A 19,178-nucleotide genomic window follows, 5' to 3' on the forward strand; every position below is an offset into this window, starting at 1 on the left:
CATCGGACCTCCCTCAGTGCCCGGGCGCCGACGGCAGTTGTCGCTGCTCGGCGGCGCGCTGCTGGTCGACAGCACCGAGGCGAGCCTCGTCAGCGGACTCTTCCCCCTGATCCGGCAGTCGCTCGGCATCTCGCTCGGGGCCCTCGGCGTCCTCACCGCCGCGAGCAAGATCGTGGGGGTGTTCACTGGCCCGTTCTGGGTGTGGGCCGCACAGCGCTGGTCCCGCAAGGGCGTCCTCGTCCTCGCGACGGGCCTGTGGGGTGTCTGGGGTGTGGCCGCGGGCTTCTCCCAGAACTTCGCCCAGCTCCTCGTGCTCTACACGATCCTCGCGGCGGGCTACGCGGCCGCCCACCCCGTCATCACCGAGATCGTCGGCGACCTCTTCGACAGCTCGTCACGAGGCCGCGCCGTCGGACTCGTGTACGGCGCCGTGGCACTGGTCAGTTCGGTGATCGGGCCGCTCAAAGGCCAGTTGGCCGGCGTCGACGACGGCTGGCGCTGGGGTCTGTGGGGCATCGGCGCGTTCAACATCGCGCTCGGCTGCGGGATCTGGCTGTGGTTCCGCGACCCCGGCCGGGGCGCCGCGGAGCGGCAGCTCGCCGACCTGGGCCAGGAGGCCCGCGCGGCCCACGCCACCAAGGTCACCTGGTCGCAGGCGATGGCGCTGTTCAGAGTCCGCAGCCTGTTCATCCTGCTGGTGTCGCGGCTGTTGTCCGGCCACCTCCTGATCTCCACCTTCGGTGTGGTCTATCTGGTGGACGTGTTCGGCTTCAGCACCCAGGTCGCCTCGGTGGTGCTCCTCCCCATGGGCATCGGCTACTTCCTGGGCACCGTCCTCGGCGGCTTCGCGGCCGACTGGGCCGCGCGCCGCAGTCCCCGCTACGGGCTGGTCGCGGTGTTGCAGGGCGCGCAGTTCGCGTTCGCCGTGGCGGCGTTCTTCGGCACGCAGATCGAGTACGACGGCATCGCCCTGTTCGCCGTCTTCTTCGGCCTCATGGGCGTGGCCCAGGGGATCAACCCGCCGGTCAACCGGCCCATGGTCATGGCGGTCACCCCACCCGAGCAGCGTGCCGCCGCCTTCGCGATCTACGTGTCCGTCTTCGAGGCGGTCGCCTGGGCGGCGTTCAGCCTCGGCGCGGGATTCCTGGGCGACGTGGTCGGACTCCGGCCGGTGTTCCTGTGGGTCCTCGTCGTCCTGATGCTCGTCAACGGCGCGGTCCTCACCCTGCTCTACCGCCCCTACGCGCAGGACGTGGCACGGGTGCAGAGGGAACTCGACCGGCGCAGGAGCCAGGCTCTGGGCACGGGGTGACGTCCGTGTGGCGACAGCACCGCGGCCGGGCCGGATCCGTGCCGCCCGGCGCGCGGTGCGCCGCGGCGTGCACGGGTCCTGCCCGGCCGCGGTGAGCGGCTGGCGATGCTCAGACCCCGCTCGCCACCTCCGGTTCCGTCACCGCGGACAGACCCTCTCCCGGCTGCGGCACCCGCAGGCGCCGGAGCCGGGCCGTGCACCAGATGCCGACGGCCGAGATGGCCATGAGCATGAGCGCCGTCGGCCAGTAGTGGCCGCCCGCGGCCGCGGCGAGGGAGACCGCCGCGAGCGGCGCGAGGCCGCCGAAGACCATGTTGCAGATCTGGTAGGACAGCGAGATGCCGGTGTAACGGACGTGCGGGGCGAAGCCCTCCGCGAGGATCGAGGCGATGGGCCCGTACAGCGCGGACATCACCAGGCGCATCGCCAGCATCATCAGCCAGATCAGGGCGACGCTGCCGGTGCCGAGGGCCATGAACTGCGGGATCGACAGGACGATCACGCCGGCCAGGCCCGCGATGACGACCTTGTGCGGGCCGATCCGGTCCGCCAGCCAGGACAGCCACGGCGTGACCAGGAGTTCCAGGAAGGCTGCCAGGGTGAGGCCGTTGAGGAGCATGGACTCGGAAAGGTGGAGGTCACCTGTGCCGTACGAGAGCAGGAAGCTGGTCACGACGTAGTAGCCGCCGGTCGCGGTGGCCAGGGCGAAGACGCCGATGAGGACCGTGCGCCACGCCTTCTGGAAGACCTCCACGACGGGCAGCTTCTGTTCGGCGGCGGCGTGCTCGTCGTGCACCTCGGACATGACGGGCGACTCCTCGAGCTTCACCCGTACGACGAGGCCGACGATCACCAGGACCGCGGACGCCAGGAACGGCACGCGCCAGCCCCAGCTCATGAACGCGTCATTGCCGAAGAGGTTCATGAGACTGAAGGCGCCGGTCGACAGCAACGCGCCGACGGACGAGCCGAGTTGGGCGAAGGAGCCGAAGAACGCGGCCTTGCCGGGCGGGGCGTTCTCCACCGCGATCAGTACGGCGCCTCCCCACTCTCCGCCGATCGCGATGCCCTGGATGAGTCGCAGCGTGATGAGCAGGACCGGGGCCAGCGCGCCGACCTGGGAGTAGGTGGGGAGCAGGCCGATCGCGAACGACGCGACGCCCATCATCATGAGCGTGATGACGAGGGTCTTCTTCCGGCCGACGCGGTCGCCTATGTGGCCGAAGACGATGCCGCCGAGCGGGCGCAGCAGGAAGCCGACGGCGAAGGTCGCGAACGCCGAGAGGGTCTTGAGGTAGGGCGACATGTCCGGCGGGAAGAACACGTCGTCGAAGACGATCGCCGCAGCGGTGGCGAAGGCATAGAAGTCGTACCACTCGATGGAGGTGCCGGCGAGGGCCGCGAAGGCGGCTCTGTACGGGCTCTGTCGGGTGGCGGCGGGCTGTGTCGGCATGAAGCCTCCGGGGACAGGAGAGGCGGGGAAGGGGAGGGGCGGAGGGTCAGCGGCCGGGGGCGGCCCAGGCGCGGGCGCCGCCGATCCAGGTCTCGCGCACGCCGATGGAGGCCAGTTCGGCCGGGTCCGCGGTGAGCGGGTCGCTGTCGAGGACCACGAAGTCGGCGAGCATGCCGGGGGCCAGGGCGCCGACCGCGTGTTCGCGGTGCAGGGCACTGGCCGCCGCCGCGGTGTGCGCGTGCAGGCCGTCCGCGACGGGCATGCGCAGCGCGGCGTCGCCGAGGACGGTGCCGAGTACGGTGCGCCGGGTGGCCGCCGCGGAGATCGCCTCGAGGGGGGCGGGCGGTGCGACGGGCGCGTCGGAGCTGAAGACGACGGGCACGCCCGCGGCGAGGCAGGTGCCCGCCGGGTTGTAGCGGTGGCCGAGGTCGCCGACGGCAGTGAGCGTGCCGTCGCCGGTGCGAAGGTGGTGCTGGGGCTGCATGACGGGTACGACGCCCAACTCGCCCATGCGGACGATCTGTTCGTCGGTAGGCAGACCGGAGTGCTCGATGCGGTGACGGATGCCGGGCCGCTCGCGGTCGGCCTGCGCCTTCTCGACGGCGTCGAGCACCATGCCGATGGCGAACGGGGACTGGGCGTGGGTGGCGGTCTGCAGGCCCGCGCGGTGGGCGCGGCCGAGAAGCCCGGCGTACTCCTCGGCCGAGTGGTACAGCTGCCCGTGGTGGCAGCAGTCCGCCGCGTATCCGTCGGGGAAGTACGCGGTCCAGCCGCCGAGTGTGCCGTCGGCGTAGAACTTCACGCCCTGGACGCGGAAGTGGTCGTCGCCGAAGCCGTTCACGACGCCCAGGTCGAGCGCGGTGTCGAGGAGCGCGGACGTGAGGTAGGCGGAGACGCGCAGCCGCAGTGAGCCGTCCTGACGGGCCCTCAGATAGGTCTCCGTCTCGCGACGTGAGGCCTGGGCATCGCCGACAGTGGTGACGCCGGCGGCGAGGAAGACCTCCTGGGCGCGCAGGAGGTGGTCGGCCATGATCGCGTCGGGTTCGGAGAGGTGGAAGTTCGGTCCGTGGTTGCCGATCTTCACGCCTCCGGGTCCGGTGAGCAGGTCGCAGGCCGCGTCCCACAGCTGTCCGTCGGGTTCACCGGAGGACAGACGGCCGATGCTGCCGCCCTCAGGGTCGGGGGTGCCCGCGGTGACGCCGCAGGTCCGCAGGGTGCGGGAGTTGACGACGCCGCCGTGGCCGGAGGCGTTCATGACGTACACCTCGCGGTCGGTGGCGACGCGGTCGAGGTCGTGGCAGGTGGGGTGGCGGCGTTCGGCGAGCCTGCGGTGCTCGTACCCGAAGCCGCGCACCGGGACTCCGGCGGGGAGTTCGCGGGCGGCGTCGGTGAGGACGGCGACGAGGGTCTCGATGTCGGGGACGCGTTCGGGCCGGCAGTCGACCCAGGCCAGGGCCTGTCCGTACATCACGGGGTGGCAGTGGGCGTCGACGAAGCCGGGGTGGACGAGGCCGCCGTCGAGTTCGAGGTGCTCGTCGATGCGGCCGCCGAGCGCGGCGCGTGCCTCGTCGGCGGTGCCGACGTGGACGACGCGGCCGCCGCGTACGGCGAGCGCCTCGGCGCGTACGGGGCTTCCGGCGGCGGCGACCGCCGCGCCGGTCACCAGGAGCGTGCGGTCGGCGTCATCGAGGGGGTGGTGCATGAAGGGGCCTGCTTTCGACCGTGGGACGACCATGAGGGAGGCCGCGCACAGACCGGCGCGGCGAATGATTCGTTCGCATGGACGATAAGCAGCCGACGTTGACTTGACTAGATGTACTGCTGAGAAATTTTTCGGAAGTTCAAGCGAGCAATCACCTACGTATCATCCTGCCTGCCCCTCACCGGCGGCCGGATCCTCGTAGCGCTCCTTGATGAGTTCCAGATGCACCCAGCTCTCCACCGTGCGCACGCCCTTCACGGCCCGCATGTCCTCGATGGCCGTCCGGATCGCCGCGAGGGATTCCACCGTGATCGTGCCGACCAGGTCCGCACGGCCCATACAGGAGGACAGGAAGGAGACCTGGTCGCGGTCGGCGAGGCGGGCCGCGACCTCGTCCCGCTCCGCCTCGACGCGCACGGCGAAGCCGCAGAGGAGACCGAGGCCGAGGAGTTCCGGGCGCACCAGCGCGAGGACCTTCGCGACGCCGCCGTCGAGGAGCCGGAGCGTGCGCGCGCGGGCCGCCCCGGCCGAGAGGCCGACCCGCTCGGCGAGCTCGGCGAACGGGAGGCGGCCGTCGGCCTCCAGCTCGCGCAGGACGAGCTGGTCGGTCTCGTCGAGTTCCGTGACGGCCGGCTCCCCCGCGAGCAGATACGGGTCCTTGAGGTGGCGGGTGGAGATGAGCGGGTCCACGACGTCGACGCCGGGCAGGCAGCGGACGCGTTCGACCGCCCGGTCCAGATCGGCGATCCCCTTCGTGCGCAGCTCGGCCATGACCGCGTAGCCCCCGGCGGTCAGAGTGACGAACGGCGCCTCGGGCATGGCGGCGATGGCGCGCGCCACCGGCCCGGCCGGTCCGCGGACGCCGATCGACAGATGCGCCGACGCGGTCAGACCCCGGACGGCGGGGTGCACGACGGCCACCACACGCACACCGCCGCCCTCGAGCAGCCGCTGGACGCGGGCCCGGGTGGCGGGCCGGGAGAGGCCGACCCGCTGCGCCAGCGTCTCGTACGTCAGACGGCCGTCCGCCTGCAGCTCGCGGACGACGGCGAGGTCGATGTGGTCCAGGTCCACCGGGGCTTCCCCTCAGCTCGGCTGCCCGGGTACGGCCGCACCCGGGGTCGGCGCCCATTGTCGACCACGGGGGCACGGGCGCCGGACACCCGTGACGCCCCTCACAGACGCCCGTCTCATGCGGACTGGACAATTATGGAAGACGAAACGTAACTTCAACACCGAAGCGACCGACGAATCATTCGTCGCTCAGAGTTCGTCGCTCCAAGCGTGGGGAGAATGTGATGGGTCAGCCGGTGGTGGTCTTCACCGACCCCGAGGAGCTGGATGTCGAGCCGGGCGCGCGCCTGCTGCGCGACGCGGGCTTCGAGGTCCGCGTGGTCGGGAGCCGCGACCCCGCCAGGATCGCGGCTGCCGCGCACGACGCCGAGGCACTGATCGTCGGCTACGCCCCCGTGGACGCGACCCTCCTGGACCGGCTGCCGACGGTGCGCATGCTGGCCACGATGTCCGCCGGCTACGACATGGTGGACACCGCCGAGGCCCGCCGTCGCGGCCTGTGGGTGAGCAACCTGCCGCACGCGGCCACCGAGGACGTCGCCGTGCACGCACTCGCCGCCACCCTCTCCCTCGTACGCCACCTGCCGCACGCCGACGCCACGGTGCGCAGCGGCGGCTGGAACACGGAGTTCGGTGAACTGCCGCGCCGGGCCAGCGAGTTGACGCTGGGCCTCGTCGGGTTCGGCCGTATCGCGCGCGCTGTGGCGCGGATGGCGGCGCCCGTCTTCGGCCGCGTGGCCGCCTTCGACCCGCACGCCGACCCGGCCGGCTGGCCGCCCGAGGTCGAACGACTCGGCCTCGACGAGCTGGTGAGCCGCGCCGACGTGCTGTCCCTGCACACCCCCCTCACCCCGCAGACCCACGGTCTCGCGGACGAGGCCCTGCTCGCCCGGATGCGGCCGGGCTCGTTCCTCGTGAACGTCTCACGCGGTGAACTCGTCGACCCCGACGCGCTCCTGCGCGCGCTGGACAGCGGGCACCTCGCCGGGGCCGCGCTCGACGTGTTCCCGGTCGAACCCCCGCCCGCCGACGACCCGTTGCGCACCCACCCGCGCATCCAGCTCTCCCCGCACAGCGCGTTCCTGTCCGACGCCTCGCAGCGCGCGTACGTGTGCGCGCCCGCCGAGAACGTCATCGCCTGGCACCGCACCGGCCGCCCGCTCACCCCCGTGGTCGACCCGACTCTCGAAGGAGCCGTCTCGTGACCGACCTGCTGACCCCCGCCGCCGACCAGGACGCCGCGCAGACGGAGCTGCGGCTGCGCCGCGAACTCGCCGCCGTCTACCGGCTCGTGGCCCACTTCCGCATGACCGACCTGATCTTCACGCACATCTCGCTGCGCCTGCCGGGCCCGGACCACCACTTCCTGATCAACCCGTACGGGCTGCTCTTCGAGGAGATCACCGCCTCCAACCTGGTCAAGATCGACCTGTCCGGGAATCCGGTCGAGCCGACCCCCTATCCGGTCAACCCGGCCGGGTTCGTCATCCACAGCGCCATCCACGCCGCCCGCGAGGACGCCCACTGCGTCCTGCACACGCACACCAAGGCGGGCTGCGCCGTCGCCGCGCAGCAGGGCGGGCTGCTGCCGCTGAACCAGATGTCGATGGAGTTCCACAACCGGGTCGGTTACCACGACTACGAGGGCGTGGCCCTCAACCTGGACGAGCAGAAGCGCCTCGTCGACGACATCGGCGGCCACCCCGCGCTGATCCTGCGCAACCACGGCCTGCTCACCGTCGGCGGGAGCGCGGCCCAGGCGTTCCTGCGCATGTACTACCTGGAGAAGGCCTGCGAGATACAGGTCACCGCACAGGCCGGCGGCGTCCCGCTGACCGTGCCGTCGCCGGAGGTGTGCGAGTACACCGCCCGGCAGCTCGCGGGCGAGGCGGAGGCCGACTCGGACTTCCAGGACGAGGACGCGTACGAGCTGGCGTGGGCGGCGATGCTGCGCCTGCTCGACCGGATCGCGCCCGACTACAAGGACTGAGCAGGAACCGGGCGCTGAACCGAGCGGCTGCGTAAGTGCAAGGTGGGCGAGCGGGCCCCCGTCGGGCCCCGCTCGCCCTTCGTACGGTGGTGCTTCGCCTGGAGTTCACCCTCACGTCACCCCACGACCGCCATGATCGGTAAGCATTTGTCCTTCCGATCGCGGTTTCACCAGGGGGAACGACAGTGCAGAGCGCCCGTGCCAGACGTGTGATCAAGCGGAGCGCTCCGGCCGGCGTGGCTTCCCTCGCGGCCGTGCTCCTGCTCGCGGGGTGCGGCGCGGGCGGCCCGGGTGACTCCGACGGCCAGGCGTCCTCGGCCGGCGCCTCCCCCGTGGCCGACATCGACTGCGCGGGCAAGAGCCAGGTTCCCGGCTCGGGTTCGACCGCCCAGCAGAACGTGATGAAGTACTGGATCGACCAGTACCAGCGCGCCTGCCCCGGCGTTCAGATCGCGTACAACCCGCTCGGTTCGGGCGCCGGTGCCGCCCAGTTCCTGCGCGGGGCGACCGCGTTCGGCGGCTCGGACAGCGCGCTGAAGCCCGAGGAGGTCGAGCTGTCGAAGCAGACGTGCACCGGGGGCCGGGCCATCAACCTGCCCATGGCGGGCGGCCCCATCGCGGTCGGCTACAACCTGCCCGGCGTCGACAACCTGGTCCTCGACGCCGCGACCCTCGCCAAGATCTTCGACACCCGGATCACCACCTGGGACGCCCCGGAGATCCGCGCGCTGAACCCCGGCGCGGAACTGCCCTCGACCCGCATCCGCCCGGTGCACCGCTCGGACGACTCGGGCACGACGCAGAACCTGCAGGCCTACCTCGCGGGAGCCGCCCCGGCCGCCTGGCCCTACTCGGCGGAGAAGTCGTGGCAGGGCAAGGGCGGCGGCTCGGCGAACGGCTCCAGCGGTGTCGTCTCGCAGGTCAACTCCTCGTACGGGTCGATCGGCTACTTCGAGCTGTCCTTCGCGGCGAGCAGCCAGGTACCGACCGTCAGCATCGACACGGGCACGTCGGAGCCCGTCGCCCCGTCGCCGGAGTCCGCGTCCGCAGGAATCGCCGCGGCCCGTGTCGCCGGCGAGGGCAAGGACATGTCGCTGAAGTTCCGCTACGGTCACTCGGCCGCGGGGGCGTACCCGATCGTCCTGGTCACGTACGAGATCGTGTGCGACAAGGGCAACCGGGCCGCCACGCTCCCCGCGCTCAAGTCCTTCCTGACCTACACCGCGAGCGACGAGGGCCAGCAGGCGCTGACCCGGATCCACTACGCGCCGCTTCCGGACACGGTCGCGACGCAGGTGCGGGAGACGGTGCAGTCCCTGTCCTGACGGCCGCAGGACCGCGCCGTCCAAGCGCACTCGGCCCCAAGTACCCTGAGGTCTCCGGGAGTTCACGCGGCAGTGCGTGACGCCCCGTTCCCCTCGCCGCCCGTGAGTGTCACCATGCTGAGCCCGGGCATGTCCCGCGGCCCGACGGGAGGCTCGTATGGCTCAGGTGTACTTGCGGCGGCTGTCTCGGTGGCAGGCGGAGCAGCAGCGGGACGCCGTCGCTGACGTGTACGTCTCGGCGTACCACGGGGCCGCGGGGGCCGAGTACCGCGACCGGCAGGGGTTCCTGACCCGTTTCGAGAATCACGGCCGGCGTCCCGACTTCGACATGGTGGTGGCCGACTCGGGCGGCCTCGTCGGCTGCGTGTACGGGTTCCGGGCCGACCGCACCGGTGACTGGTGGGCGGGCTTCCGGGGTGACCTGCCGACCGAGTTCGAGGAACTCACCGCGTCCGGCCGGGCCTTCGTCCTCGCCGAACTGATGGTGCTGCCCGCCCATCGGCGCCACGGCGTCGCGACGGACCTGCAGGTACGGCTCCTCACGCGCCACGACACCGATCTGATCGTCGCCGCGGTGGACCTGCCGGACCCCGCAGGCCCCGAGGCGCCGGGCTCCACGCTGCTGCGCTCCTGGGGCTGGCTGAATCTCGGCACATCGGACCCCGCCGACGCACCCGGAGCGCACGACAAGCAGCTGTGGGTGCGCAGGCCCCTGAGGTAAGCGCCCGCCCCTCCCCCACGCGCGGTCCCTAGCCTCTCCCCATGATGACAGCCTGCGGACATCGCAGGACCGCTGAAGACCGCTGCCGCCGAGGTCCCGTACCGCCTCCCACCTCCTGCGACCGGCCTCGGAGCGCTGTTGACGCGCATGGGATGCTGAGGCGTCCGCGGATCATGGCTGGATCAGGAGGGTGCGGCAGAGTGAGGGCAGTGACACGCGTGACGGGGATCGGGGGCACGTGGGACCGGTTCGTGGCGTCCGATCCGGGGCTGCTGCGGCTGATGGCGGGACTGCGGACGGTCGGCGCGATCGCGCTCACCCTGGCCGTTCTCGCGGCGTTCCACACCGATGTGACGCACATGGTCGCCGGCGCCATGGCCGCGATGGTGGCCACGTTCGCGATCAGGGAGAAGGACGTACGCGGCCAGGCCGTCACCCTCGCCCTCGGCCTGCCCGTGGCGCTTGCGGCGGTGTCGCTGGCCGCGCTGTTGCACAACCAGGTCGTCGCCGGTGACCTCTTCTTCATCGCCCTGATCTTCGGCGCCGTCTACAGCCGCCGCTTCGGGGACCGCGGCACCGCGCTGGGCCTGATCGGCTTTCAGATCTACTTCGTCTCCCTGTTCGTGAGCGCGACGGTGTCGTCGCTGCCACACCTGTACGCGACGCTCGCCGTCGCCTTCGCGTGCAGCGCGGTCGTGCGCTTCGCCGTCGTACCGGAGACACCGGAGCGCGTGCTCGGCCGGCTGCGTGACGCGTTCAGGGCGCGGCTCGCGCAACTGGTGGACACGCAGGCGGAACTGCTCGACGCCGAACCGGACCAGCTGGAGAAGGTCCTCGACGACCTGCGGCGGGGCACCGCACGGCTGCACGAGACGGCGCTGATGATCCAGGGCCGCCTGGAGGAGGGCACCCGGGACTCGGCCACGGCCGCCCTCGTACAACGCAGGGTCGCCGACGCCGAGATCGCGGCCGAACGGCTCGGCGTCCTGCTGCTCAACGCCCGCAGCGCCGAGCGTGCCGACACCCTCACCCTGCATCTGCCGCACGCGCCCGTGCCGGAGCCGTCGAAGCGCCTGTACGCCGACGACGACGCGACCGCGACCCTGCGCCGCGACCTGGGCGCTCTGCACCTGCTCGTCGCCCGCCCGGTGACGGGCAACCGCGGGACGGCGCTCGCGCACGTACGCAACCGGCTGCTCGCCTACCGGGACGAGGACAATCTGCCGCGCGGCTCCGCCGCCGTGCAGGACGTCTTCCGCGGGATCGGTGAGGCGGCGCGCGCCGTCATGGGCCTGCGGGTCGCCCTCGACGGGCCGCAGGACGAGTCCGACGACTCCCCGGCGACGACGCGCTCCCGCGAGGAACTCGACGCCGAGGACCTCGCGATCACCAGCTCCGAGCAGGACGAGGACGACAAGGACGACCGCACCGGGCTCCAGCGGCCCACCACGCGGGCCGCGTTCCAGGTCGCGGTGGGCTCGTCCCTGGCCATCGTCGGCGGCGAGTTCCTCTCCAGTCAGCGCTGGTACTGGGCGGTCCTGACGTGCTGGGTGGTCTTCCTCAACACCGCGTCCACGGGCGAGATCCTGGTCAAGGGCTACCGCCGGCTCCTCGGCACGGTGTTCGGCGTGGTCGCCGGTGTCGCGCTCGCGGGCGTGGTCGGCAACCACACCTGGACGGCGTTCGCCCTCGTCCTGGTCTTCATCTTCGCGATGTTCTTCACGGCGCCGCTGTCGTACGCCCTGATGTCGTTCTTCGTCACCGCGATGCTGGGCCTGCTCTACACACTCCTCAACACGTACAGCCTGGACGTGCTCGTCCTGCGGATCGAGGAGACGGCGCTCGGCGCCGCGTGCGGCATCATCGCCGCGGTGCTCGTGCTGCCGGTGCACACGGACCGTCGTACCGACGAACTCCTCAGTACGGTCCTGGTCAGGCTCGGTGACGTCGTGTCGGCCGCGGTGGAGCAGCTCAGCGGCGGGCCGGCGGTCGATCTCCTCGACAAGGCGCGGGACCTGGACACGGCCCTCGACGATCTGCGCGCCTCCACGAAGCCGCTGACGCACCCGATCACGCCGCTACGGGTGCGGAGGCAGACAGCCCGCTATCTGGTGGCACTCCTGGAGACCTGCGCCTATCACGCGCGTTCTCTGGCGGCGACGGCCGAGCTCGTGCCGTACAGCAAGACCGTCGCGGCGGATCCGCGGCTCGAGCGGGCCGGGGTGCGTATCGCGCACAACATCGACGTGATCGACGCGCATGTGCGGGACGAGGAGACCGGCGGGGAGGTCGAGGCGGGCGCGAGCATCGCCTCGATGCTGGAGGCGGACGGCACGGGGGCGCTGCGCTCGGGCACGGTCACCTTCCGCGTGCTGCGGCATCTCCAGCGTCTCGACGAGGGGGTCGTGGGTCTCGCCCGGCCGCTCGATGTGCCGGTCGCGGGGCGCCGGCGCTGAGCGCTGTGGCGTGGTGAGAAGTCGGGCACGGAGCGGGCCGGGGCGGCCTGATCGGCTGCCCCGGCCCGTCGACTGTGCCCGTCCCGTCCGCCGGCCGTCGAGTGGCCGGCGGTCAGGCGTCGTTCCGGAGGCTAGAGGACGCCGGACTCGGAGATGGTGACCTTCGCCGAGGGCGCGCCGCTGCGGGAGCCGAGGGCCTCGATCTTCTTGACGAGCTCCATGCTGGACTCGTCGGCGACCTCACCGAACACGACGTGCTTGCCGTCGAGCCAGTCGGTCACGATCGTGGTGATGAAGAACTGCGAGCCGTTCGTGTTCGGGCCCGCGTTGGCCATGGAGAGCAGGCCCGGCTTGGTGTGCTTGAGCTGGAAGTTCTCGTCGGCGAACTTCTCGCCGTAGATGCTCTTGCCGCCCGTGCCGTTACCGGCGGTGAAGTCGCCGCCCTGGAGCATGAACTGCGGGATGATGCGGTGGAACGACGACCCCGCGTAGCCGTAGCCCTTCTCGCCCGTGGCCAGGGCGCGGAAGTTCTCCACCGTCTTCGGGACGACGTCGTCGAAGAGGTTGAAGCTGATGCGCCCGGCGGGCTTGTCGTCGATGGTGATGTCGAAATATGCCTTGATTGCCATGGCGACATCCTTGCACTCCCCATGGCCCGTGCGCTCCTCGGGCCGGGCTTTCGCAGGTCGCTCGTGCCGCGCGTCCACTCGTTCGGCCCGCTCCCGCATCGGCGACGGCCCGGCGACCGGGCAGCTCCCCGCTGAACGAGGCGCCCCGCCCGTACGTACGTGAAGCGAGGGGACGGGGCCGGTCGGCCCGCCCAACGCCCGTTCCCCTCAAGGTCGTTGACCTGTTGCCCGTACGCCGTTTCGCACGTTGGGGAGTCTGGATGAGGCATGCGCGACGCACCGCCCGGCGGATCACACGCCTTGCTGCCGTGGGCGGCCTGCTCTGCGGCAGCCTGCTGGTGACGCACGCGATAGCGAGCGAACCCGGCACCTCCGCTCCGCCCGTCCCGGTGGGCGAACGGCTGGTGGCGCAGCTCGGCACCGCCCGTACGGCGGGCAGCTGGCTCGGCGCGGACGGGCGGACGGTGGTCGCGGTGACCGACGCGGGCGCCGCGGCGGACGTGCGGCGGGCCGGGGCGCGGGCCGAGGTCGTGCGCCACAGCATGCGCGACCTGCGCTCGGCCGCCGCGACACTGCGGGCGGCGCCCCGCGTGGCCGGTACGGCGTGGGCGATGGACTACGGCTCGAACGAGGTCGTGGTGCGGGCCGATTCGACCGTCTCCGCCGCCGACTGGTCGCGGCTGGCCGACGTCGCCAGGTCCATCGGCGCGTCCGTCCGCATGGAGCGGACCCGCGGCACGTTCACCACCCGCGTCGACGGCGCCTCGCCGGTCTTCGCGAGCGGCGGGCGCTGCTCGGCGGGCTTCGACGTGACCGACGGCAGCGACGCGTTCCTGCTCACCGCGGGGCACTGCGGCCCGGTCGGCACGACATGGTTCGCACGACCCGGCGACGCCACGGCACTGGGCACCACCGTGAGCGGCACGTTCCCCGGGAACGACTTCTCCCTCGTGCGGTACGACGAGGGGGTGCCTCGCGCGGAAAGTGACGTCGTCGCCATCGGCGGAGGCCGTGGCGTCCGCATCACCGGGGCGGCCGATCCCGTGGTGGGCCAGCGAGTCTTCCGCAGCGGCAGCACCACGGGGTTGCACTCCGGCCGGGTCACCGCGTTGAACGCGACGGTGAACTACCCGGAGGGCACGGTCACAGGACTCATCCAGACCACGGTGTGCGCCGAACCCGGCGACAGCGGCGGCCCCCTGTTCGCCGACGGGCTCGCCCTGGGCCTGACGTCGGGCGGCAACGGGGACTGCGATGCCGGGGGCACGACGTTCTTCCAGCCCGTCGGCGCGGCGATGACGGCCCTCGACGTACGCCTGGCCGGCGCGTCCGGGGACGACGGGCCGCAGGCGGGGGCCGGTTCCGGGCAGGCGCGGTCCGGCGGCGACGGCTCAGCACCGTCCGCGCCTCCCGCAGGCTCCGAGGCGGGCGCTCCGGGCGGGCGCGGGACGGGCACGGGAGTGGGCACGGGTACGGGTCCTGGTACGCACATCGGCGGGGCCGCCGCGACCGGGGACGGCACCGCCTCCGGCACGGGAACCAGCACGGACACCGGCCCGGTCGCCGCGATCTCCAGGGTCGTGAACACCCGCAGTGTCGGCCCGGGCCTGCTGGTCGTCGGCGGAAGCCTGATCGCCCTGGTGGCGGCGCGCTCCATGCGTGCGTCACGTCTGTCACGGCGGGGGCGCGGGGCCTGGTCTTAGGTGATTCGGCGATTCGGTCGTCATCTTCCTCCAGAGCGCAGGAGCCGTACCGCGGACCCCCACACGCCAGGTCTTCAGCCCAGACTGGACAGCCTGGGCTGAAGGTTCTAGCGTGGACGCATGAACAACGCCGAGGGCATCGACCACGCCGAGGGCATCTCAGAATCCGCGGACCGTGCCGCACGGGAACTGCGCGTGATGTTCAGCCGCCTTCGGCGCCGCCTCCGCGAGGTGTCCGACAGCCAGGACCTCACCCCGTCCCAGGTCTCCGCGCTCAACCGGCTCAGCAAGGCGGAGGCCGCCACGGCCAGCGGCCTCGCCGCCTCCGAGGGCGTCCGGCCGCAGTCGATGGCCGCCACGCTCGCCGCGCTCGACCAGCGCGGGCTGATCGAGCGCCGGCCCGACCCCGAGGACGGCCGCCGCCAGCTGGTCACCCTCACCGACGCCGGCCGCGAGAGCGCGGAGGGCACCCGGCAGGCCCGCGGGGAATGGCTGGCCCGCACCTTCCAGGACAGCTACTCGGAAGAGGAGCGCCGGACCATCGTCACCGCTCTGACCCTCCTGGAACGGCTCACAGAAGCCTGACCGGAGCACTCTCCCCACAAAAAAGCAATCGATCCACCCCGAAAGGCCCCCCATGGCTCTCACCACCCTCGACGAGCGCACCGCTCTCGTTGTCGTCGACCTTCAGAACGGCATTGTCGGCGCACCCACGACTCCGTACAGCGGCCCTGAAGTCGTGGCCCGCTCGGTCGAGTTGGCCGATACCTTCCGCGCGCACGGCCTGCCGGTCGTCCTCGTGCGCGTCAGCGCCTCCCCCGACGGTGCGGACGCCGTGCCGGGGCGCAACGAGACTCAGGGCCGCACCGGCGCCCGGCCCGAGGGCTGGGACCTCATCGTCGACGAACTGTCCGGCCACCCCGAGGACATCACGGTCACCAAGCGCAACTGGGGCGCCTTCTACGGCACGGACCTGGACCTCCAGCTGCGCCGCCGCGGCATCACGCAGGTCGTGCTGACCGGCGTCGCCACCAGCATCGGCGTCGAGTCCACGGCCCGCGCCGCCCACGAACACGGCTACCACGTCACCCTGGCCACCGACGCGATGACGGACCTGGACGTCGAGGCGCACCACAACAGCATCGAGCGGATCTTCCCGCGTCTCGGCGAGACCGGCACGACCGAGGAGATCGCCGAACTCCTGGCAAAGACCCGTGCCTGACAAGCGAGTTGAGCCGGCGGCCGCCCCGCGCTGGTCGGGTTCCGGCCGTTGCGCCGCCCGACCTTGGCGGAACCGGTCCGTCCGCGACAGGATGCCCGCATGAAGGGTGATCTCTTTTCCAGCGAGCACGTCGTACAGCCCGCCTCCGCACCGGGAATGACCGCACAGAACGCCAAGTCGATCCGCTATGCCGTCGACGGCGACATGATGGCCCGCCAGGGCGCGATGATCGCCTACCGCGGGAACCTGCAGTTCGAGCGCAAGGGCCAGGGCATGGGCGGCATGCTCAAGCGCGCGGTCACGGGCGAGGGCCTGCCCCTGATGACGGTGCGCGGACAGGGCGAGGCCTGGTTCGCGCACGAGGCGCAGAACTGTTTCATCGTCGACGTCGAAGCGGGCGAGGCCCTGACGGTCAACGGGCGCAACGTCCTGTGCTTCGACTCCACGCTGTCGTACGAGATCAAGACCGTGAAGGGCGCGGGCATATCCGGCGGAGGGCTGTTCAACAGCGTCTTCACCGGGCAGGGCCGGCTGGGGCTCGTCTGCGAGGGCAACCCGCTGGTCATCCCGGTCTCGTCGCAACAGCCGGTGTTCGTCGACACGGACGCGGTCGTGGGCTGGACCGCCCATCTGCACACCTCGCTGCACCGGTCGCAGTCCATCGGGTCGATGATCCGCGGCGGTTCGGGCGAGGCCGTCCAGCTGAAGCTGGAGGGTGAGGGGTACGTCATCGTGCGTCCCAGCGAGGCGACTCCGCAGAAGGCCCAGCAGCACTGACGCCGCACGGTCCCCGCGCACTCCGAGGTGGCGGCCCCGAGATCCGGTGAGCCGTCACCCCAGGGTGCGCTGCCACCGGATCTCGCCGTCGTGCATCCGGTCCGTGGGCGCCAGTCCGCAGGCCTTGGCGACGGCTGCCGACGCGGCGTGGTCCGGGCGGATGTGCGCGACGACGGCGTGTACGGGCCGCTGCCCGAGCCAGCCGACCAGTCCGCGCGCCGCCTCCGTGGCGAGGCCCCGGCCCTGCCACGGCACGCCGACGACCCAGGCGATCTCGGCTTCGGGCCCGTCCTCGCCGGGGCCGACCGTGGCCTGGACCGTCCCGGCCAGACGCCCTTCCTCCCTGACCCGGAGCACCCAGTTGCACCACGAGTCGGCCGGATCCGGGGAGCCCGCGATGAGGCGCCCGTAGCGTTCACGCAGCTCCGGCGGTGTCAGCGGTGCGCCGCCGATGAACGTATGCAGAGCTGGGTCGCCGAGCACCGCGGCCATCTCGTCGGCGAACTCTGCCTGGAGCGGCAGAAGTTCGAGCCTTCCGGTCGCGATGACCGTCGCCGTCACGGATACGCGGAGTCTGTCCATCGCGTCACCGTACGTCCCCGCCGGTGCGCCGGACACCGCGACCACGGCATCCGGCGCACCGGCCCACCCGGGCTCTACTGAACCGTGATCGCGAACACGTGGATCGCGTCCGCGTCGGGCAGGGTGACCGTGCGGATCGTCTTGCCCGCGGTGAGCGGGACCGAGTTGCCGAACAGCTTGTAGCCGGTGCCGAAGTTGGCGGGACCCGTCGGGGTGTTGCGGTGGTCGGACGTGGCGACCGTCGTCGCGCCGTACTCCGTGCCCGCCGTGCAGCACCAGTTGGGGAAGCCGAGGCTGCCCGTGCTCGTGGTGCCGTCGGTGTAGGTGACCTTGACCTGGCCCGAGGTGAAGCCGGCCTCCGCGCCGAGGAACCAGAGCTTGGAGCCGCTGCCGGCGAGGGTGATCGACTGGCCGGCGAGTTCGACGTTGTTCGGGGTGCCCGGCTCGGCAGCCGGGAACGTCCAGGTCACGCCGTCCTTGCTGACTTTGGCGCCGGGGGTGACCCCGGCGGCGGCGAGGGCCTGCGCGGAGTAGCTGTCGCCGCCGCCGTCGAAGTTGCCGGTCGTGTAGTTGCCCTCGGCGGGCGGCGCCCCTTCGTTGGTCACGCCGACGTTGTTGAAGGCGGCGTCCAGGCTCGGGTACGGCACTTCGGTGACGATCGAGGCGCGTCCGGTCACGGAGCCCTCGCCGGCGCCACCCGCTCGATAGCGGGCCGTCGAGGTCAGGGTCGTGACGGTGGTGCCGGGCTCGGCGTCGGGGCCCTTCGCTGTGACGGTCGCGGTGGCCGAGCCGCCGGGCCTGACCGTGCCCAGCGACACCTTGGACGTGCTGAGGCGCCAGCCTTCCGGGGCGCTGATACGCAGTTGCGCGTCGGTGAGTCCGGTCGGGCCGTGGTCCGCGAGCGCGACCTTCCAGGTGGAGGTGGCGCCTTCGCCGCCGGTCCGCGTCCAGGTGATCGCGGTCGCGGGCTGCGCGCGGTGGGCGGTGCCGGCGTGGACGCGGTAGAGCACGGTCGCGTGGGCGGGCACGTTCGCGGCAATCGTCCCCGTGGTCTGGGTGGTCCGCTTCGACCAGAGGTCCTTGAGAAGGTACGAGGATCCGGCGGGCAGCCCGGCCTCGGTGGCCGTCGTCGTGATGGTCCGCGCCTCGTCGGACGAGTTGAACAGGGCCACGGCCCGGTCGCCGTTCGCGAGCGGCTTGGACAGGACGTCGTAACCGTCGCCCTGCTGGACGATGCGGCCCTGGAGGCCCTTGGCGTCCTGGTCGACGGCGATGACGTCCTTGTTGCCGAGCACGGCGAGTGCCTCGGGCGAGGCCGTCGTCAGGTCGGTACTGGAGATGAGCGGGGCGGCCATCACGGACCACAGCGACATCTGGCTGCGGATCTCGTCGCCGGTGAGCCGGGACTGCCCGGCGAGCAGGAAGTCCGGGTCGTTCCACCGGCCCGGGCTCTGCAGGTCGGCCAGCGGCACGTTGTAGGCGTAGTTGTACTTGATGGAGGCCCACTTGCCGCGCGCGGACGACGACTCCATGGCGACGTCGGCGCCCTCCCGCCACAGGTTGCCGACCTCGGCGGACCAGGAGATGACGTGGTGCCAGTCCTTCTCGCCCTCGAAGTAGGCGGGCGCGGAGACGGAGTAGACGATGGGCCGGCCGGTGTCGAGGAGCGCCTGGCTCATGTCGGCGTAGAGCTTGTGGTAGACGTCGTCCGCACTCTGGCCCGTGGGAACGGGCACATTGCAGCCGTCCAGCTTCAGGTAGTCGACCTTCCACTGGGCGAAGAGGTCGGCGTCCTGCTTCATGTGCCCGTACGAGCCGGGGTAGCCGCCGCAGGTGGCCGTGCCGGCGTCTTCGTAGATGCCGAACTTCAGTCCCATCGCATGCAGTTGCTCGCCGACGTAGGCCATGCCGTGCGGGAAGCGCGTGGGGTCCGGGACGAGGTTTCCGTCGGCGGCGCGGGTGTGCGTCATCCAGCAGTCGTCGGTGGTGACGGTGTCGTAGCCCTTGGCGGCCAGGCCGGAGGAGACGAGTGCGCGGGCGTTGGCGAGGACGGTTTCCTCGCTGATGTCGCAGCCGTAGTAGGACCAGTTGTTCCAGCCCATGGGCGGGGTCGGGGCGAGGTTGGGGTACGGGGTGGTGGCCGCGGCGGCCGGTGCGGCGGACGGTCCCGCGAGGCCGCCGAGCGCGAGTGCCGTGGCGGTGGCGGCCACGGACAGGGCGCGAAGGGTGCGG

The 19,178-nt window shown here is 71.7% G+C and carries 16 protein-coding genes; 10 read left to right on the forward strand and 6 right to left on the reverse strand.

Annotated features, from left to right (window positions below; translation table 11 throughout):
- The first annotated feature begins 16 nt into the window (after positions 1-16).
- The gene (locus tag ACWIGU_RS15505; protein WP_454401085.1) at positions 17-1,312 is read left to right on the forward strand and encodes an MFS transporter; all 1,296 of its coding nucleotides are present in this window, start codon (positions 17-19) and stop codon (positions 1,310-1,312) included.
- A 109-nt stretch (positions 1,313-1,421) separates the two neighbouring features.
- Here the strand turns inward: ACWIGU_RS15505 and ACWIGU_RS15510 are convergent, their stop codons facing one another.
- From ACWIGU_RS15510 to ACWIGU_RS15520, 3 genes are all read right to left on the reverse strand, one after another.
- The gene (locus ACWIGU_RS15510; protein ID WP_454401087.1) at positions 1,422-2,765 is read right to left on the reverse strand and encodes an MFS transporter; all 1,344 of its coding nucleotides are present in this window, start codon (positions 2,763-2,765) and stop codon (positions 1,422-1,424) included.
- Between the two features lie 46 nt (positions 2,766-2,811).
- Positions 2,812-4,467, reverse strand: coding sequence for an amidohydrolase (locus tag ACWIGU_RS15515; RefSeq protein WP_454401089.1), 1,656 nt, complete (start codon positions 4,465-4,467; stop codon positions 2,812-2,814).
- A 162-nt stretch (positions 4,468-4,629) separates the two neighbouring features.
- A complete protein-coding gene (locus ACWIGU_RS15520) occupies positions 4,630-5,541 on the reverse strand; it encodes an Lrp/AsnC family transcriptional regulator (protein WP_454401091.1) in 912 nt (303 codons plus the stop codon).
- A gap of 224 nt (positions 5,542-5,765) precedes the next feature.
- Between ACWIGU_RS15520 and ACWIGU_RS15525 the strand changes: the two genes are divergently transcribed.
- From ACWIGU_RS15525 to ACWIGU_RS15545, 5 genes are all read left to right on the forward strand, one after another.
- Complete coding sequence (locus ACWIGU_RS15525) at positions 5,766-6,746, forward strand: C-terminal binding protein (protein ID WP_454401093.1); 981 nt, start codon at positions 5,766-5,768, stop codon at positions 6,744-6,746.
- Positions 6,743-7,531: a class II aldolase/adducin family protein gene (locus tag ACWIGU_RS15530; RefSeq protein WP_383003723.1), complete on the forward strand. Its 789-nt coding sequence runs from the start codon at positions 6,743-6,745 to the stop codon at positions 7,529-7,531. The genes ACWIGU_RS15525 and ACWIGU_RS15530 overlap by 4 nt, the downstream gene beginning before the upstream one ends.
- Positions 7,532-7,767: 236 nt before the next feature.
- Positions 7,768-8,856, forward strand: a complete 1,089-nt coding sequence (pstS, locus tag ACWIGU_RS15535; protein ID WP_454401095.1) for a phosphate ABC transporter substrate-binding protein PstS — start codon at positions 7,768-7,770, stop codon at positions 8,854-8,856.
- Positions 8,857-9,013: 157 nt separating this feature from the next.
- Complete coding sequence (locus ACWIGU_RS15540; RefSeq protein ID WP_454401097.1) at positions 9,014-9,577, forward strand: GNAT family N-acetyltransferase; 564 nt, start codon at positions 9,014-9,016, stop codon at positions 9,575-9,577.
- Between the two features lie 281 nt (positions 9,578-9,858).
- Positions 9,859-12,033: an FUSC family protein gene (locus ACWIGU_RS15545; protein WP_454401595.1), complete on the forward strand. Its 2,175-nt coding sequence runs from the start codon at positions 9,859-9,861 to the stop codon at positions 12,031-12,033.
- A 131-nt stretch (positions 12,034-12,164) separates the two neighbouring features.
- Here the strand turns inward: ACWIGU_RS15545 and ACWIGU_RS15550 are convergent, their stop codons facing one another.
- Positions 12,165-12,662, reverse strand: a complete 498-nt coding sequence (locus ACWIGU_RS15550) for a peptidylprolyl isomerase (protein ID WP_116505392.1) — start codon at positions 12,660-12,662, stop codon at positions 12,165-12,167.
- A 260-nt stretch (positions 12,663-12,922) separates the two neighbouring features.
- Here ACWIGU_RS15550 and ACWIGU_RS15555 point away from each other — a divergent pair, with 260 nt between their 5' ends.
- From ACWIGU_RS15555 to ACWIGU_RS15570, 4 genes are all read left to right on the forward strand, one after another.
- Positions 12,923-14,365 (forward strand): S1 family peptidase, encoded by a 1,443-nt coding sequence (locus tag ACWIGU_RS15555; protein ID WP_454401100.1) that lies wholly within the window; start codon positions 12,923-12,925, stop codon positions 14,363-14,365.
- A gap of 120 nt (positions 14,366-14,485) precedes the next feature.
- Positions 14,486-14,950, forward strand: coding sequence for a MarR family winged helix-turn-helix transcriptional regulator (locus tag ACWIGU_RS15560; protein WP_454401102.1), 465 nt, complete (start codon positions 14,486-14,488; stop codon positions 14,948-14,950).
- 52 nt (positions 14,951-15,002) lie between these two features.
- On the forward strand, positions 15,003-15,587 hold the full coding sequence (locus tag ACWIGU_RS15565) for a hydrolase (protein WP_454401104.1): 585 nt from the start codon (positions 15,003-15,005) through the stop codon (positions 15,585-15,587).
- Between the two features lie 99 nt (positions 15,588-15,686).
- A complete protein-coding gene (locus tag ACWIGU_RS15570; protein WP_454401106.1) occupies positions 15,687-16,364 on the forward strand; it encodes an AIM24 family protein in 678 nt (225 codons plus the stop codon).
- Between the two features lie 54 nt (positions 16,365-16,418).
- On the opposite strand, the gene ACWIGU_RS15575 is transcribed toward ACWIGU_RS15570, so the two are convergent.
- Positions 16,419-16,946, reverse strand: a complete 528-nt coding sequence (locus tag ACWIGU_RS15575) for a GNAT family N-acetyltransferase (RefSeq protein WP_454401108.1) — start codon at positions 16,944-16,946, stop codon at positions 16,419-16,421.
- Positions 16,947-17,020: 74 nt separating this feature from the next.
- A complete protein-coding gene (locus ACWIGU_RS15580; RefSeq protein WP_454401110.1) occupies positions 17,021-19,156 on the reverse strand; it encodes an NEW3 domain-containing protein in 2,136 nt (711 codons plus the stop codon).
- Positions 19,157-19,178 lie beyond the last annotated feature (22 nt).

Source organism: Streptomyces sp. NPDC055400 (assembly GCF_053644375.1).

Excerpts from the sequence above, each read along its gene's own strand:
- ACWIGU_RS15510 (WP_454401087.1), bottom strand. The coding sequence starts at position 2,765 with ATGCCGACACAGCCCGCCGCCACCCGACAGAGCCCGTACAGAGCCGCC.
- ACWIGU_RS15515 (WP_454401089.1), bottom strand. The coding sequence starts at position 4,467 with ATGCACCACCCCCTCGATGACGCCGACCGCACGCTCCTGGTGACCGGC.
- ACWIGU_RS15525 (WP_454401093.1), top strand. The coding sequence starts at position 5,766 with ATGGGTCAGCCGGTGGTGGTCTTCACCGACCCCGAGGAGCTGGATGTC.
- ACWIGU_RS15540 (WP_454401097.1), top strand. The coding sequence starts at position 9,014 with ATGGCTCAGGTGTACTTGCGGCGGCTGTCTCGGTGGCAGGCGGAGCAG.
- ACWIGU_RS15545 (WP_454401595.1), top strand. The coding sequence starts at position 9,859 with ATGGCGGGACTGCGGACGGTCGGCGCGATCGCGCTCACCCTGGCCGTT.
- ACWIGU_RS15550 (WP_116505392.1), bottom strand. The coding sequence starts at position 12,662 with ATGGCAATCAAGGCATATTTCGACATCACCATCGACGACAAGCCCGCC.
- ACWIGU_RS15555 (WP_454401100.1), top strand. The coding sequence starts at position 12,923 with ATGAGGCATGCGCGACGCACCGCCCGGCGGATCACACGCCTTGCTGCC.
- ACWIGU_RS15560 (WP_454401102.1), top strand. The coding sequence starts at position 14,486 with ATGAACAACGCCGAGGGCATCGACCACGCCGAGGGCATCTCAGAATCC.
- ACWIGU_RS15565 (WP_454401104.1), top strand. The coding sequence starts at position 15,003 with ATGGCTCTCACCACCCTCGACGAGCGCACCGCTCTCGTTGTCGTCGAC.
- ACWIGU_RS15570 (WP_454401106.1), top strand. The coding sequence starts at position 15,687 with ATGAAGGGTGATCTCTTTTCCAGCGAGCACGTCGTACAGCCCGCCTCC.
- ACWIGU_RS15575 (WP_454401108.1), bottom strand. The coding sequence starts at position 16,946 with ATGGACAGACTCCGCGTATCCGTGACGGCGACGGTCATCGCGACCGGA.